This is a genomic window from Lysobacter rhizosphaerae, assembly GCF_054779795.1.
In genome coordinates this window covers 221,134-235,770 of record NZ_BAAGXO010000007.1, presented here as the reverse complement: position 1 = coordinate 235,770, position 14,637 = coordinate 221,134, and the positions used below count along the sequence as shown (strand labels likewise).

Sequence of the window (14,637 nt, the reverse complement as noted above, 5' to 3'; positions counted from 1 at the left end):
CATACCCAGGAATTCCAGTCATGACTCTTCGTCGCACTGTTCTGAGTGTTCTCCTCGCCAGCGCCTGCGCGCCGGCCCTGGCCGCCAGCGCCACCATCGACCTGTCGTCGTTGAACGACGCCACGGTGTCGCCGCGCTTCATCGTCAAGTACCGCAACGGCAGCGCCGAGCGCGTGCAGCCGGCCGCACGCCAGCGCGCGCTCGATGCCGCCACCGATCGCGCGCGTCCCGGCATGGGCGCGCAGATCGCCGGCCTGAAAGGCTCCGCCGCGCTGCACGTCAGCACCCTGCGCGAGACCGCGAACGGCAAGCACGTGATCAGGGCGTCCCAGCGCCTCAGCCGCAGCCAAGCCGAAACGCTGATGCGCGCGATCGCCGCCGATCCGAACGTCGAATCCATCAAGGTCGACGCCATCATGCATCCGGCCGCCATGCCCAACGATCCCGTGCTGGCCACGCACCAGATGTGGCATTACGGCACCGGCACCGGCGGTGCTCGCGTTACCACGGCGTGGGACACGGGCGCCACGGGTGCGGGCGTGGTGGTGGCGGTGATCGATACCGGCGCGACCCATCACCCGGACCTGGAGCCGAACCTGTTGCCGGGCTATGACTTCATCTCCGACGCGTTCATTTCCGGCCGCGCCACCGACGAACGCGTGCCGGGCGGTTGGGATCTCGGCGACGCCTCACCGGCCGGCTATTGCGGCGCGGGTTCGCCGGCCAGCAACAGCAGCTGGCACGGCACGCACGTGTCCGGCACGATCGCCGAAGTGACCAACAATGCCGTCGGTGGTGCCGGCATCGCCTACGACGCGCGCGTCGTGCCGTTGCGTGTATTGGGCAAGTGCGGTGGCTACACCTCCGACATCAACGACGCCATCGTCTGGGCCGCGGGCGGCACTGTCCCGGGCATGCCGGCCAATCCTTACCCGGCCGAAGTCATCAACATGAGCCTGGGTGGCAACCATGCCTGCGATACCGACACGCAGGCGGCCATCAACACGGCGGTGTCGCTTGGCACGACCGTGGTGGTCGCAGCCGGCAACGACAACTCCGACGTGACGGGGCATTCGCCGGCCAGCTGCCCGAACGTCGTCTCCGTCGGCGCCAGTGGCTATGGCGGCCAGCGCGCGGGCTATTCCAACTACGGCGCCGGCGTCGATCTTTCCGCGCCTGGCGGTGCCGGCGTGGAAGGCAATCCCAACGGCTACATCTGGTCGACCCTCAACAACGGCACCTCGGCTCCCAACGCTCCGATCTACGCGGGTTACACCGGTACCTCGATGGCGAGCCCGCATGTCGCCGGCGTGGTCGCGCTGATGCAGAGCGTGGCCCCGCAACCGCTGACGCCGGCCGTGGTCGAAGGACTGCTGAAGGCCTCGACGCGTCCGTTCGTGATCAAGCCGCCAGTGGCCGAGGGCACCGGCATCCTCGACGCTGCAGCCGCCGTCGATCGCGCCAAGAACTTCGGCCAGCCGCTGACGGGTACGCCGCTGGTTCCGAACGTCGCGCAGGCGATGCCGGCGTTGGGTGCGGGCCTGAGCGTGATGTTTGTGGTCGACGTTCCGGTCGGCGCCACCGGGCTCGAGTTCACCATGTACGGCGGCCGCGGCACGCTCGCGGCGTACGCCAACTACGAGGCCGAACCGATGCCCGCTGCCAACATCGGCATGTCGGCGCGCCCGGGTACGAACCAGATCATCACCATCAGCGGGCCTGCCGCCGGCCACTACTACCTCAAGGTGACCGCATCCGCCGCCGCGTCGGGTGTGATGGTGCGCGCGAAGGTGTACTGACCTCCGCGGACGGTCAGGGAGACGGCCGGGGCGGTGACGCCCCGGCCGTACCAAGGGTTCCATGGAGAGTTGCATGTTTTTTCGACGACGCTGGCTCGGTCTGTCGGTCGTCCTGCTGGCGGCCTGCCAGGTCGGCGACGACCTTCGCGGGCCGTGGACAGATGCCGCCGCCGCAACGGTCGCGAGCGCGCCGGATCGCACGGCGCACCAGCAACAGGATTGCGCAGGCGACGCCGATCACCGCGAGCGAGCGGCCTCAACGAATGAACTGGACATCGGTCCGACCGATGCCGCTGCGCCCATCTGCATCCAGACCGGGCAGATCCTGCGCATTCATCTTCCGGCGAGTCCCGCCACGGGCTACCGCTGGGTGCTGGAGCGCGAAGTGGGTTCGATGCTGCGCATGGAGAGCGATCCCGGCGTAGAGCCGGTAACCGGTGGGCGCATCCATACCTGGGGTTTCCGCGCCGAGCAGCCCGGACGCGCGGTGCTCCGCTTCGCCTATCAGCAACCGCTGGGCGTCGAGTCCGCATCTGCGCGCGTGGTCCAGTTCGAGATCACCGTCCGCCAGTAGCGGGTGTCCGCCATTGGCGGCACAGAATCGGCGGCGCAGATCGCTTAGCATGCGCGACGCGCAGCCCGTTGCATGGTGTGTCGGGGCGTCAAGAGGCAGGGCCGGCGCGATGCGCCTTCCGAGATACCGGTTTGGCGAATTTGAGCTCGACCCGGCGTCCCGCGAACTCCTGCGGCGCGGCGAGCGCATCGCTTTGCCTCCGAAATCGTTCGAATGCCTGGTGCACCTGATCGCCAACCGCAATCGCGCGGTCGGACGCGATGAGCTCATCAGCGCCGTGTGGGGACGCGTCGAAGTCAGTGACACGGTGGTGGCGCAGACGTTGCTGCGCGCACGCAAGGCGCTCGACGACACCGGCGACCGGCAATCGCTCATCCGCACGGTTCCACGCTTCGGTTATCGCTGGGTAGCACCGGTGCAGGAAGTCGCTGCTTCCGTGGACACGGTGTCCGATGACTCGGCGACCGGGGCAGCTGCAGTCGCGTTGCCGGACAACGAGGCCATGCCCACAGGCAATGAGACACCGGCAGCAGCCGTACGTGCGCGCGCGCCATGGTCCTGGCTGGTTCTGTTACTGGTTGCGGTCGTCGTCGCGGGCTGGGCGTTGCACCGCTATTGGCCCGGCGCTCGCCCGGGATCGGCGCCGCAATCGCACGGCAATGTAGCGCTGGTGCTTCCGGTCGTGGTCACGCCGAGCGAAGGCGAGGACGACTGGGTTCGCCTGGGCGCCATGGATTACCTCGCCAGCCGCCTGCGCCGCAGTGGTTTGAAGGTGCTTCCCAGCGACCAGGCGATGCACCTGAGTGCGCAGGTCGGCGATTCGAAGCCGATCACCGCGGACGGTTTGCAGAAGCTGCAGTCGATCAGCGCTGCGCATTGGATCGTCGCGCCGGAAGCGCTGCACGATCGACAGGGATGGCGCATGCGCCTCAACCTGCACGAAGCGGGGCGGCAGCCGCAAATCATCGAGGCACGCGGCGCGACCGCGCTGACCGCCGCGGCCGCGGTGTCCGATTCATGGCTTCGACGCCTTGGCCTGGACAGCAAGGCCAGGGAAGCCACGCCCAGTCCGATGGTCGAGCGGGTGCAGCAGATCGATGCCGAGCTCCTCGCCGGACAGATCGCCAACGCGCGCCGCCTGATCGAGGGCGCGCCGGCGAAGGAGCGCGACGAACCCGCGCTGCGCGTGCGCGAAGGCCAGATCGAATATCGCGCCGGACGCATCGATGAGGCGGCCGCGATCTTCCAGAAGGTGCTCGGCGGCCAGCGCGCGATGACCGATGGAATCCGCGCCAAGGCGCTCATGGGCCAGGGCGCCGTCGAGATCCGCCGCGGCAATTTCCCCGCTGCCGAATCCCGCTACACCGAGGCGTTGACGGTGCTGGAATCGCGCGCGAGCGATGTCGACGATCCCGCATTGCTAGGAAACGCCTACAACGGGCGCGGCGTCGCGCGCGTACAGCAGGGCAAGATGGATGCGGCGGTGCAGGACATGGGCCGTGCCCGGATCGCGATGCAGCGCTCCGGCAACCTGATCGAAGCCGCCACGGTCGGCAGCAACCTCGGTCAGATGGAAACCAGGCGCGGACACTATTCGCAGGCCTTGCAGGAATTCGACCGCGCGATAGCGGTGTTCGAACGCTTCGACGTGAGCGACTATCTCGCCGTCACCCTGATGTCCAAGGCTGCAACGCAACTGCAGCTCGTGCAGCCGGCGGATGCCGCCGCTTCGATCCAGCGCGCCGACGCCTTGGTGAAAACGCTGGAAGACCCTGAGCTGACCATCCGGATTGCTACGGTCAGGACCCTGGTCCTGCTGGCGAACGGACGAATCAGTGCGGCCGCGCAGAGCATCGCCGGACTCCGGGCGCTGGGTGTGGAAGAGACCAGCCCGGGGCTGCAGGAATTGATGCTGCGATTGCAGTTGGCCCGGAATGCACGGACCGAAGCGGGAGCGTTGGCGCGGCACCACCCCAATGCGGGCCGGGTACCGGGTTCCCTGGCGCTCACCGCGGTCCAGGCGGCACTTCGCAATGGCGATGCCGGCACGGCGCGTTACTGGTTGTCGCGATCGCCGACGCAGGGCGCCACCACTTCGGATGGCGCCACGACATCGTGGGATGTGGCCCGTGCGCTGGTAGCCCAGAGCGAAGGGCGCGCCGAGCACGCCTTGCAGATGGCACGCCTGGCGCAGGCCGGCGCCGAACGCACGGGCAGTCCGGACGACCGGGTCCGGACCGGACTACTGCAGGCCAGACTGCTGCTGGATCGGGGCCAGCCCGATGCCGCCGCGGCCGTGCTCGGCGACCTGGATGCTTTCGCCGCTTCGGACTACCGCGTGGCATGGACGACACTCGCGCTTTACCGCGCGCTGGGTGATCCGGGCATGGCCGCCAATGCCCTCGAGCGCGTGCAGGCACTGCGGGGCGAACGGGACATCGCCGTGGAACCGGTGTTGTAGCGCACCGAATGGTCCTGGCGTGGTCAGAGACCACCGTTGCGCAGTGTCCCGGCGAGTTGGGATCACTGACTGATTGGCGATGGCCTGCAGGCCGACTGACGACATGGCAAAGGCCACGGCAGACATGTTCCCAAAACGCGAACCGCATGTTCTCGGCTCAGATCTGGGCAGCACTGCCAAGAGCGGGTACATCTGAATACGACGGCAAGCAGGGGCTTCCGTCGCGTTCCAGCCTGATTCGCGGCGCACTCAGACGGTTTCATCGCTCACGCGCAGTGGCATGGAAGTCCCACGGCGAGTTGCCGTGCTCGAAGGTCTTTGGAACGAGCGTAAGGAAACCGTGCCCTCACTGTCTCAGGAGGGACACCCGAAACTGGAGGGAACGACAGTCATGAAAGCAATAAAGCCCGCACTCTTGTCAGCCATTCTCTATGTGCTCGTATTAGCGCTCATTGTTTTCAAACATGCCTACAATGAAAGGAGCTACATCAACATGGTCTTTTCCGCGTCATCCGTACTGGTGATTGTTTCCCTGGTCAAGGTGATTGCGGTTTCGTCGAGGCAGTAGGACTCGCATGATGGTTCAAGGGCGCCAATCCACCAGCGCCCTGGACCAACCAACACTCCAAAAGGCAAACCAAGTGAAGTTTTCTGTCCGTCGTTTCATGATGCTCGCCATCCTGCCGTGCATGACCCTTCTCACCATTGGCTGCACCGTCGCCCAGCCCGATCCGGGTGACGTCGCCGTCTACCAGGATCGCCCGTACTTCGTCGGCCATGAAGGCATCCGGCCCGACGTCCTGACCGAAGGTCGCGACGTGACCTGGCCGTCCACCACGATCATCTACGTCACCACCGCGCCGCAGACCCTGCACGTACCGTTCCAGGACCTCTCGTCGATGGACAACATCCTGCTCGACTTCGACACCAGCGTGCAGCTGCGCGTCGTCGATGCGGCGGACACCCTGAAGCGCTTCGGTCCGCACTGGTGGGAGAACAATGTGGTGTCGCCCTACAACTCGATCGTGCGCAGGGCGGTGAAGTCCGAGAAGATGGCGCAGATGATGTCCGACCCCGTGGCGGCCGAGAAGGTCGACCAGGAAGTGACCGACGCGTTGCGTGCGCTGGTCAAGGCGTCCGGCATTCGGGTGGAGGTGATGGCGGTCAATCTCGGCAAGGCCAAGCCGAACGACAACGTGCTGGCGCAGATGAACAATACGGCGGCCGAACAGCAGCGCAACCTGACGCTGGTGGCCGCCACGATCGCCGAGCAGCAGCGCAAGCTGGAACAGGAAGCCACGGCCGAAGCCGACAACGCCTACCGCAACAAGATGGGCCTGTCGCCCGAGCAGTATCTTGCGCGCCAGTTGGCCGAGATCCAGGCCGAAGCGTGCAAGAAGGCAGCCGCGTGCTACCTCGTGCCGCAGGGCACGAACGTCGTCGTCAGGTGAACCGCCGGCGGCTTCCTTCGGGAGCCGCTGAGAGTGTCCGCTTCAGGGCCCGGAGCGGACTGCCAGTACTGACTTCGCTCAATAGGACGCCATGGCCTTTTGATGGCACGCGCCCAGGCGGTACGCCACGTAGCGGTCATACAACGTGGTGTGCAGGTTGTGCAGCGCGAGTTCGATGCGGAACGGAGTGCGCGGATTCCGGTCGAGCAGGCGGGCGATATGGAAGCCGACCGGCTTGATGCCCTGCTTATGCACGTAGATCTGAAAATCGCGGTAGAAGGGATCGGCGAGCTCGGCATCGAGCTGGGCGACCGTCGCTCTGGCCTCCGTGGACAGGCCCGCCCACAGGGCGGGATCGCGCTCGATCAGCAGGCGCTGGAAGTATCGCGGTGGTTTGCGGCCCGGTAGCGACTGGGCGAGTGACCAGATCGTCTGGTTGCGTGTGTTGTAGAACTCGAAGCCGCCATGGCTTCGTAACGCCGCGGCAGCCTCGGCGCCGACGTCGTAGACAACGAAGTTCTCGGCCTGGTTGTTGAGGTCATCCAGCGTGCTGCGGTCAAACGCGGGGAAGATGAAGCCAGGCAGGCCCATGAAAGCCTGGCGACCGGAAGCCGCAGCAGCGATGGCGTGGCCGTCCCTGGTGAAGCGACCCGCGGATGTTCCGAGCAGGATGCTGCGACTGGGGTGCAGACGATTGAACGTGCCGATGACGATTTCGTCTGCATCGAACGCTGTGTCGAACCCCTTGCTGCCATACAACTCCGCCTGCGTCGCGTACTGGGCGATCTGCCGCCCCAAGCCGCACTCACCGCGCACCTGCCCGGTGTAGAACGCTTCGATCGCGCGCGAATTGGCGCCGCGTGGTTGGTAGCCACGTCCGAACCAAGCGATTGGCTCCCAGCCATCGTGCGCCGAACCCGTGGGGCCGAAGCCGATCCACCCGATCTGCATGGCGGAGAAGCGGAAGCCGTGGTTTTCGACCAGTCGGTCGACCGCTCGGCGCGTCGCCGCGCCCAGCTCGAATCCGTACGCACACAGGGTCGCCGGATGATGGAGCAATGTTTCGCTCAGTTGCGCGCGCGCCGTGGCGTCGAGGCGTTGGGGAATGCGGACAACGAGGTCGCCTGCGGCCTGTGCTTCGGGCAGGCTGGCGCGATCGCAGGGCGTGCCCGGCTGGATCTCAACCGACGCCCCATCGGAAGGAAGGAAGCGCCAGCCCAGTTCCTGCAGGAAGTATTGCGCGCAATCCTGCGTGTCCGGAGCCGCGACTGCGGCTGTGCTCACGAGCAGCAGCATCCAGGCCGTCGCAGAATGGATGCACGGACCAACGCGTTGCGATCGAGGCTTGTGCGACATCGCGGCAGCATGAAGAGGTGCTGTGCCAGCGTACTCTTTCCGGTGATGAAGGCGACGTGGATCAACCCGGCGCGCGTGCCGTAGCCGTCGAGCCATTCGTTTCCCGCGCTTGCGGTATTTCAGTGAACCTCGCGTTTCTGCATGGCCTGCTTCGTGGCCAGGCTGAAGCGCGGTTCGGCCGGCGCGTCATTGAGCATGCGCTCGACCAGGTACGCGCCCACCGCCGGGCCGTGCTTGAAGCCGTGGCCGGAGCCGCCGCCAGCGATCCAGACGTTGTCGAAGGACGGATGGCGGTCGATGACGAAGTCGCCGTTCCAGGTGTTCTCGTATTGGCAGACTTCGGCCTTGAGCAGCGGTGCCGCGGCCAACGCAGGAAAGCGCAGGGCCAGAAAGTCGCGCGCGTGCGCGATCCGCGCCGGGGTGGGTCGACGCTCGAGCGTGTCGGGATCGAACGCTTCGCCGTGCGCATCGTGCGCGAGCTTGAAGCCACGACTATCGAGATCCGGGAATCCGTAGTAGTCGCGCCCGAAATCGAGCCAGATCGGCAGGGTGGGCGAAGAAAAAAGCCGATCGCCCTGAGTATCGAAATAGAACACTTCCTGGCGGGTGGGAAAGATGCGTCCGCCGAGCACGTCCGGCAGCACGCCGCCCAGCCATGGACCGCATGCAAACACGAAACGATCGGCGCGGATCGCTTCGCCCGCATCGGTCCTGATTTCCGCAAGGTGCGTGTCGCCGTCTGGAGCATTGACTGCAGCGATGCAAAGCTCGGCCCCGGCACGCAGGTTGTCTTCGACGGCGGCCTGGACGGCGCGACGCGCGAATAGTCCGCCGCTATCCGGTTCGAAGATCGCCCAGCCGTCGGGCGCAATCACGATCTGCGGATAGCGCCGCGCAAGCGCATCGTGATCGAGCACCTGGTGCCGGATGCCGTTCCGAGTCAGCACTGCAACCGACTGCGCGGCTGCCGCGTCTTCGGCCGCTGCCAGCCACAGCACACCGGTTTCGCGGAACAACCCGGGGTTCCCGATCCGTGCGAAGAATTCCTTCCACAGGGGCAACGACTGCCGCGACATGCGGGTGTAGATCTCGTCCTGCCCATAGGCCATGCGGATCACCCGCGTTTCTCCGCCGGAACTGGCGCGCGCGCTGGCCGGCCCATACTTGTCGATCAGCAGCACCCGCTGGCCGGCGCGCAGCAGATGCCAGGCGGTCCATGCGCCGAACACGCCAGCGCCAATCACCACTGTGTCGTAGGTCCTGCTCATGGAGGGAATGCCTTCGCCTGCCGACGCCCTTTGTGTTTCAGGGCTTCCAATCCACCGCGTGCTCCGCGAGGTAGGCGTCGACGGCGGCGCCGATGGTGGGCTGGAACTCGCCGAAACGGTCCAGCATCTCGAAGCGTTTCAGCGTGTCCTTCACCGGATCCTTCATCTCCGCGAACCGCAGTTCGATGCCGGATCCGCGCAGGGATTGCTCAAGCTCGGCCAGCATGTCCGCCGAGGTCACGTCGATGCTGGTGACCGGCTCGGCGGCGATGACGATGCGCCGCACCTGTGTCGGCGATTGCGCCACGGCCTCGAGCACGCGCTGGTGGAACAGCTCGGCATTGGCGAAGAACAGGGGCGCGTCCCAGCGGAACAGCACCAGGCCCGGCACCAGCCGCGCCTCGGGATAGCGCTGGATGTCGTGGTAGCCGCGGATGCCGTCGACCCGTCCCATCACGGCGTGGTGCGGCCGCCAGGCGTCCCAGAGGAATTCGATGACCGCGATGGCGATCGCGATGCCGATGCCAGGGATCACGCCCCAGACGGCGACACCGACGAAGCAGGCGATCGAGAGCCAGAACTCCCATTGCTGGATACGGAAGATGCGGCCGAGATCGGCGAACTCGAACAGCCCGATGGCCGCGGCGATCACGACCGCCGCCAGCGCGCTGCTGGGCAGGTGCTGCAGCAGGTTCGGCGCAAACAGCAGCAGCAGGGCCACCGCCACCGCGCCGGCCACGCCGGTGAGTTGGGTCTTCGAGCCCGCGGCTCCGGCGACGGGCGTGCGCGAGGAACTGCTGCTGATCGGAAAGCCCTGGAACAGCCCGGCCGCCAGGTTCGCGGCGCCCAGGCCGATCATCTCCTGGTTCGGATCGACCGGTACGCCGGTCTTGGCCGCGTACGTGCGCGACAGCACGCTGGTATCGGCGAACGCCACCATGGCGACCGCACAGCCGCCGATCACCACCTGTGCAAGCTGGGCGGGGTCGATCCAGGGCAGGTCGAAGGACGGCAGGCCCTGCGGCAGCGGACCGAGCACCTTCACCCCGGCGCTGTCGTCGAGGCCGAACGCACCGACCACGACCGTGGCGGCCACCACCGCGATCAGGAGGCCGGGGATGCGCTTGTAGGGCTTGAGCAGCAGGATCAGCGCCAGCGTGCCGGCACCGACGGCGGACGCCGTCCAGTTGGCCTGGCCGTCCAGGATCGCCCGCGCGATCCGCACGAGGCCGCGCAGCGGCCCGGTGCTTTCGATCGAGAAGCCGAACAGTTTGGGCAGCTGGCTGACCAGCACGGTGAGCGCGATGCCGTTCATGTAGCCGTAGCGGATCGGCTTGGACAGCAATTCGGTGACGAACCCCAGGCGCATGAGGCCGATCAGGATGCACACCAGCCCGGACACCACCGCCATCAGGCTTGCCACGATCACGGCGCGCGCCGGGTCGCCGGCGGAGAGCGGCAGCACCACGGCGAGGATCACCGGGGCCAGCGCGGAATCCGGGCCCAGCACCAGGATGCGGCTGGGGCCGAACAGCGCATACGCGAGCAGCGGGACGATGGTGGCGTAGAGGCCGTAGATCCCGGGGACGCCCGAGGCCACGGCGTAGGCGATTCCGACCGGCACCAGCATCGTGGTCAGCACCAGGCCGGCCATCAGGTCGCGCGGCAGCCAGGCGGCTTCGTACCGGCTGAGGATCTGCAGCCCGGGCAGCCAACGCTTCCAGCCGTTCATGCGAATCGTCGTCACCCGGGGCCTGCAGGTCGGGGATGCTCAGTAATGCTCATCGACGTACCGGAACGGATGCTCCGGTTCGGCGTAGTCGCCGCGTTTCTGCCGCTTGGGAAACTTGATCTTCTTGCGCGGAAGTTCCTCGTAGGGGATGTGGTCGAGGATGTGCCGGATGATGTTGAGGCGTCCTCGCCGCTTGTCGTCGGTCCGCGCCACGTACCACGGTGCATGCGATGTGTCCGTGGCGGCGAACATGTCATCGCGCGCCCGCGAATAGTCGTACCAGCGGCTGTACGACTCCAGGTCCATCGGCGTCAGCTTCCAGATCTTGCGCTCGTCGTCCGCCCGGTCTTTAAGGCGCCGGATCTGTTCCTCCTCGCTGACCTCCAGCCAGTATTTCAGCAGGATGATTCCCGAGCCGACCATCGCCCGTTCCACCAGCGGCGTGGTGTCGAGGAACTTGCGTACTTTGTCCTCCGACGCGAACCCCATTACCCGCTCCACACCCGCCCGGTTGTACCAGCTGCGGTCGAAGATCACGACCTGGCCCCCCGCCGGCAGGTGCCGCATGTAGCGCTGCATGTACATCTGGGTCTTCTCGCGCTCCGTCGGGGCGGGTAGCGCCACCACCCGGAACACGCGCGGGCTCACCCTCTCCATGATCGCCTTGATCGTCCCGCCCTTGCCCGCGGTATCGCGCCCCTCGAACACGATGCAGACCTTGAGTCCTTCCGCGACCACCCACTGCTGCAGCTTGACGAGCTCGGCGTGGAGCTTTTCCAGCTCCGCCTCGTACTCCTTGCGCTTCATCGGCTCGGTTTCGGCGCCAGGCGCTTCGGTTTGGTCGTCACGTTTCATGCCGCCTGCTCCGTTCGTGCGTAGTGGGGGTGACTACGCCGCTGTCGCCGCGCTCCCGATTCGTCCGGTCCGCTGGCACGCCACGTTGCGTCATGCCCCTTTCTCGTTCTCGGTGGCCTTGCGGACGATGTCGTCGTAGAGCCCGATGATCTGCGAGCCCAATACCTGGAACTCCGGATTCCGCGCCACGTACTTCAGCGCGTGGTGGCCGTCCTCGAGCGCGTTCTTCAGGAATGCGATGTCGGCGTCGGTCAGGCGCTCGCCGGCGTCGACCCGCTTCTTGATCTCCATGGCCCGCGGCAGGCGGAAATTCACCAGCCGGTCCAGTAGCGCCTGGATGGTGCCCGCGTCGTCGGTCTGGTTGGGCATGCTGGTTCTCTGCTGGCGAGCGAGGCGATTGTGGGCCGCGTCGCGTCGCGTCGGCGTCACGACGGTTCCACGCCCGATGCAGGTCGTGCGCTGTGGAACGTGGTCCGGCAGTTGATCAAACACCGCCCCGCGCTGCCGCGATATTGGCCCTTGGGCTTATGGCGTAGAGCGCGTCCGAAGGGGATTCGCGTCAAGCCTCGGCCGTCCGCGGCGTGTCCGCATTGGCCGGAGCCACTGGCTGAACCATGCCCGCAGGCTGCTGCCAATTTGGCAAGAATGAAGTGGGATCGAAGTCGTCCGATGGCTCCAGCACCACCACGCCGGCGCCGGCGAGCTTGTGCAGAAGGCTGCGATCGGCCATCGCGGCGAAGGTCTCGTTGCAGCCACCGATGTGCTGGTTGCCGACGAAGACCTGCGGAATCGTCGACTTCCCGAGGCGTCGTGCGAGCGCGCGCCGCAGGCGCCCACCACGATCGCCGGCCTGCATGTCGGGCGCGTCCAGGATCACCGCCTGGTAGGGAACGCCGAGATGCGCGAACAGCCGGCGTACTGCCCGGGCGTATTCGCACCAGGCGAAACCAAACAGCAGTACCGGTTGCTCCCGATCCGTGAGCAGGGCCTCGAGTTCCGCATCCGCCGCCGCATCGCCGGGTTGCAGTTGCACGCCGGTTGCCGGCGACGGGGCAACCGCCGGTGCCGCGCCGAATTGTGCGAACGGGGTGGCATGGGACAGCGCCACCTCCGCGTCGTTCATGGCGTCGTCGATCTCTTCGAACAATGCCGTGCTCAGGTAGCGATCGGCCGCGTCGGGCAGCATCACCAGCACGCGGCTGCCCGGCGCGAGCGTGGCGCAGACGTGCAGCGCACCGGCCACGGCCGCACCGCCGGAAATGCCCGACAGAATCCCTTCTTCGCTGGCCAGTGCGCGGGTGACGCGGATGGCTTCGTCGCCATCGACCGCCTGCACATGGTCGATCGTGCCGGCCGCGACCGCCGCCGCGGTGAGCCCGGGTATGAAATCCGGCGTCCAGCCCTGCATCAGATGCGGGCGGAACGCCGGATGGCTGGAACCGTCCCGTGGCTGCGCGCGACCACTGGCCAGCACCGGTGCATTGTCCGGCTCGCACACGACGATGCGGGTGTGGGGGCTTTCCTTGCGCAGCACCGCGCCGACGCCGCGCAACGTGCCGCCGGTACCCGCGCCGGTGACGAAGCAATCCAGCGGCCGGTCGGCGAAGCTGGCGAGGATCTCGCGCGCGGTACCCAGTTCGTGGGCGCGTGCGTTCGCGGGATTGTCGAACTGTTCGACCAGGAAGCCATCCAGGTGCGCGGCCAGTTCCCGCGCCTTGGCCAGCATGCCCGAACCCTTCAGCGCGGCCGGCGTGAGCACGACCCGTGCACCGAGCAGGCGCATGAGTCGTCGCCGCTCGATGCTGAAGTTTTCCGCCATGACCACGACCAACGGATAGCCCTTGGCGGCACAGACCATCGCCAATGCAATACCGGTATTGCCGCTGGTGGCCTCGACCACGGTCTGGCCGGGGCGCAGGACGCCGCGTTGTTCCGCATCCTCGATCGCGGCCACGGCCATACGGTCCTTGATCGAGCCACCCGGGTTGCGCGACTCGAGTTTGACGTACAGCTCGATGCCCGGCGGCGCCAGCCGCTGCAATCGAACGATGGGTGTGTTGCCGATGGTGTCGAGGACGGTCGGGTGCATGGTGGAACTCCGGTGCATGGCTCGGGCGGCGACGCCCGCGGCTGCGAAGACGCGCGGCCGGTGTTACGCCACCGCCATCAGCGGGGCGAGCGCGGTGCCGATGCGTTGCATCTGCGCGGGGGTGACCAGCTCGCCCAATATTTTCTGGAAGCGGGGTTCCTGCACGCCAGACACGATGTACTGCCAGCGATACGCGGCCAGCGTCTTGGCCGCGAGAAGGTCACGTTCGGCGGCCGTCGTGGAGCGTGGGACGATCAGGGAAAAGTAGTCGGCGTCGGCGCGCGCCTGTGCCTGCAGGATGCCGTCGACGGCGCCGACCAGGGCAATCAGGTCGTCCACCGCCGCGTCGCGTTGGGCCGGCGAGAGTTGTGCGTCGATGCGGCGCCACTCCAGCTCGTCGAGGATCGCGTGCTGCGATTCCTCGCGCCAGTGGAACAGGAACACGTCCTTGTACAGCGCCGACAGCGATGCGTCCGGCTCGATGCTCTGGCGGTAGTGCGCCTGGGTAAACAGCTCGATATGGCAGGTCAGGCCCAGCACCGCCCACGTGCTCTTGCCCAGCACGACCTGGGCAACGGCATTCGGATCGGCCGCGCTCCTGTAACCGGCGGGCATGGCGGCGGCGATCATCGTTTCGATCCGGCGGAACAGCTCCTGGTGCTTGAGCTCCTCGTCGCTGAAACGAATCAGCGCTTCCAGCGCGACCTGGTCGCCCAGCCAGTGGTCCCGGCTCAACTCCAGCACCTTGGCATTGATGAAGCGCTCCACCAGGCCAAAGATGTTGGCGTAACTGCGGCCCTGGATCTGGCTCATCAAGCGACGCTCATCGCTGTTCTTCAGGATCGAGCGGTCGAGCAGGCTCAAGCCGTCGGGCAGGAACTTGTTGTCGAAATCGAACTGGCGGTCGCGGATGACGTCGCGATCGATCTCCCAGCGGACGCGCTTGGATACTTCGATGCACTTGGCGTAGCGACTGTGGTCGGCGATGTAGTCAGGGAAATCAATGGAAACGGCGTTCACGTTGTCATTCCTGTGCGGGGCGGGGAGGGTGG

The 14,637-nt window shown here is 66.6% G+C and carries 12 protein-coding genes and 1 pseudogene; 5 read left to right on the top strand and 8 right to left on the bottom strand.

The genetic code is table 11. The features are described from left to right. The first annotated feature begins 20 nt into the window (after positions 1–20). The 5 genes from ACYVGE_RS10220 to ACYVGE_RS10200 all read left to right on the top strand — a co-directional run bounded on the left by ACYVGE_RS10220 (position 21) and on the right by ACYVGE_RS10200 (position 6,285). Entirely contained in the window at positions 21–1,799 is a 1,779-nt protein-coding gene (locus tag ACYVGE_RS10220; protein WP_460729548.1) for a S8 family peptidase, read from the top strand. A gap of 73 nt (positions 1,800–1,872) precedes the next feature. Then, positions 1,873–2,373 carry a protease inhibitor I42 family protein gene (locus ACYVGE_RS10215; RefSeq protein ID WP_460729546.1) on the top strand — a complete coding sequence of 167 codons (501 nt, stop codon included), beginning with the start codon at positions 1,873–1,875 and terminating at the stop codon, positions 2,371–2,373. 109 nt (positions 2,374–2,482) lie between these two features. Then, positions 2,483–4,834, top strand: coding sequence for a winged helix-turn-helix domain-containing protein (locus ACYVGE_RS10210; RefSeq protein WP_460729545.1), 2,352 nt, complete (start codon positions 2,483–2,485; stop codon positions 4,832–4,834). 304 nt (positions 4,835–5,138) lie between these two features. Next, positions 5,139–5,402, top strand: a complete 264-nt coding sequence (locus ACYVGE_RS10205) for a hypothetical protein (protein ID WP_460729543.1) — start codon at positions 5,139–5,141, stop codon at positions 5,400–5,402. A 121-nt stretch (positions 5,403–5,523) separates the two neighbouring features. Continuing rightward, complete coding sequence (locus ACYVGE_RS10200) at positions 5,524–6,285, top strand: SPFH domain-containing protein (RefSeq protein ID WP_460730558.1); 762 nt, start codon at positions 5,524–5,526, stop codon at positions 6,283–6,285. Between the two features lie 78 nt (positions 6,286–6,363). Here ACYVGE_RS10200 and ACYVGE_RS10195 read toward each other — a convergent pair whose 3' ends face one another. The 8 genes and pseudogenes from ACYVGE_RS10195 to ACYVGE_RS10160 form a co-directional block, all read right to left on the bottom strand. Beyond that, positions 6,364–7,581, bottom strand: coding sequence for a hypothetical protein (locus ACYVGE_RS10195; RefSeq protein ID WP_460729541.1), 1,218 nt, complete (start codon positions 7,579–7,581; stop codon positions 6,364–6,366). A gap of 179 nt (positions 7,582–7,760) precedes the next feature. Further along, entirely contained in the window at positions 7,761–8,909 is a 1,149-nt protein-coding gene (solA, locus tag ACYVGE_RS10190) for an N-methyl-L-tryptophan oxidase (protein ID WP_460729539.1), read from the bottom strand. A gap of 37 nt (positions 8,910–8,946) precedes the next feature. Further along, a complete protein-coding gene (locus ACYVGE_RS10185) occupies positions 8,947–10,641 on the bottom strand; it encodes a SulP family inorganic anion transporter (protein ID WP_460729537.1) in 1,695 nt (564 codons plus the stop codon). Positions 10,642–10,680: 39 nt separating this feature from the next. Then, entirely contained in the window at positions 10,681–11,496 is an 816-nt protein-coding gene (gene ppk2 / locus ACYVGE_RS10180; protein WP_460729535.1) for a polyphosphate kinase 2, read from the bottom strand. 90 nt (positions 11,497–11,586) lie between these two features. Continuing rightward, positions 11,587–11,865, bottom strand: coding sequence for a hypothetical protein (locus tag ACYVGE_RS10175; protein WP_460729533.1), 279 nt, complete (start codon positions 11,863–11,865; stop codon positions 11,587–11,589). Between the two features lie 190 nt (positions 11,866–12,055). Then, positions 12,056–12,619 carry a glutaredoxin domain-containing protein gene (locus ACYVGE_RS10170; protein WP_460730557.1) on the bottom strand — a complete coding sequence of 188 codons (564 nt, stop codon included), beginning with the start codon at positions 12,617–12,619 and terminating at the stop codon, positions 12,056–12,058. Then, a pseudogene (locus tag ACYVGE_RS10165) lies at positions 12,611–13,603 on the bottom strand (PLP-dependent cysteine synthase family protein); the annotation flags it as partial. The pseudogene ACYVGE_RS10165 and the gene ACYVGE_RS10170, both read right to left, overlap by 9 nt. 45 nt (positions 13,604–13,648) lie before the next feature. After that, a complete protein-coding gene (locus tag ACYVGE_RS10160) occupies positions 13,649–14,605 on the bottom strand; it encodes a hypothetical protein (protein ID WP_460729531.1) in 957 nt (318 codons plus the stop codon). Positions 14,606–14,637 lie beyond the last annotated feature (32 nt).

Excerpts from the sequence above, each read along its gene's own strand:
- ACYVGE_RS10210 (WP_460729545.1), top strand. The coding sequence starts at position 2,483 with ATGCGCCTTCCGAGATACCGGTTTGGCGAATTTGAGCTCGACCCGGCG.
- ACYVGE_RS10220 (WP_460729548.1), top strand. The coding sequence starts at position 21 with ATGACTCTTCGTCGCACTGTTCTGAGTGTTCTCCTCGCCAGCGCCTGC.
- ACYVGE_RS10195 (WP_460729541.1), bottom strand. The coding sequence starts at position 7,581 with ATGCTGCTGCTCGTGAGCACAGCCGCAGTCGCGGCTCCGGACACGCAG.
- ppk2 (WP_460729535.1), bottom strand. The coding sequence starts at position 11,496 with ATGAAACGTGACGACCAAACCGAAGCGCCTGGCGCCGAAACCGAGCCG.
- solA (WP_460729539.1), bottom strand. The coding sequence starts at position 8,909 with ATGAGCAGGACCTACGACACAGTGGTGATTGGCGCTGGCGTGTTCGGC.
- ACYVGE_RS10200 (WP_460730558.1), top strand. The coding sequence starts at position 5,524 with ATGACCCTTCTCACCATTGGCTGCACCGTCGCCCAGCCCGATCCGGGT.
- ACYVGE_RS10215 (WP_460729546.1), top strand. The coding sequence starts at position 1,873 with ATGTTTTTTCGACGACGCTGGCTCGGTCTGTCGGTCGTCCTGCTGGCG.
- ACYVGE_RS10185 (WP_460729537.1), bottom strand. The coding sequence starts at position 10,641 with ATGAACGGCTGGAAGCGTTGGCTGCCCGGGCTGCAGATCCTCAGCCGG.
- ACYVGE_RS10170 (WP_460730557.1), bottom strand. The coding sequence starts at position 12,619 with ATGAACGACGCGGAGGTGGCGCTGTCCCATGCCACCCCGTTCGCACAA.
- ACYVGE_RS10175 (WP_460729533.1), bottom strand. The coding sequence starts at position 11,865 with ATGCCCAACCAGACCGACGACGCGGGCACCATCCAGGCGCTACTGGAC.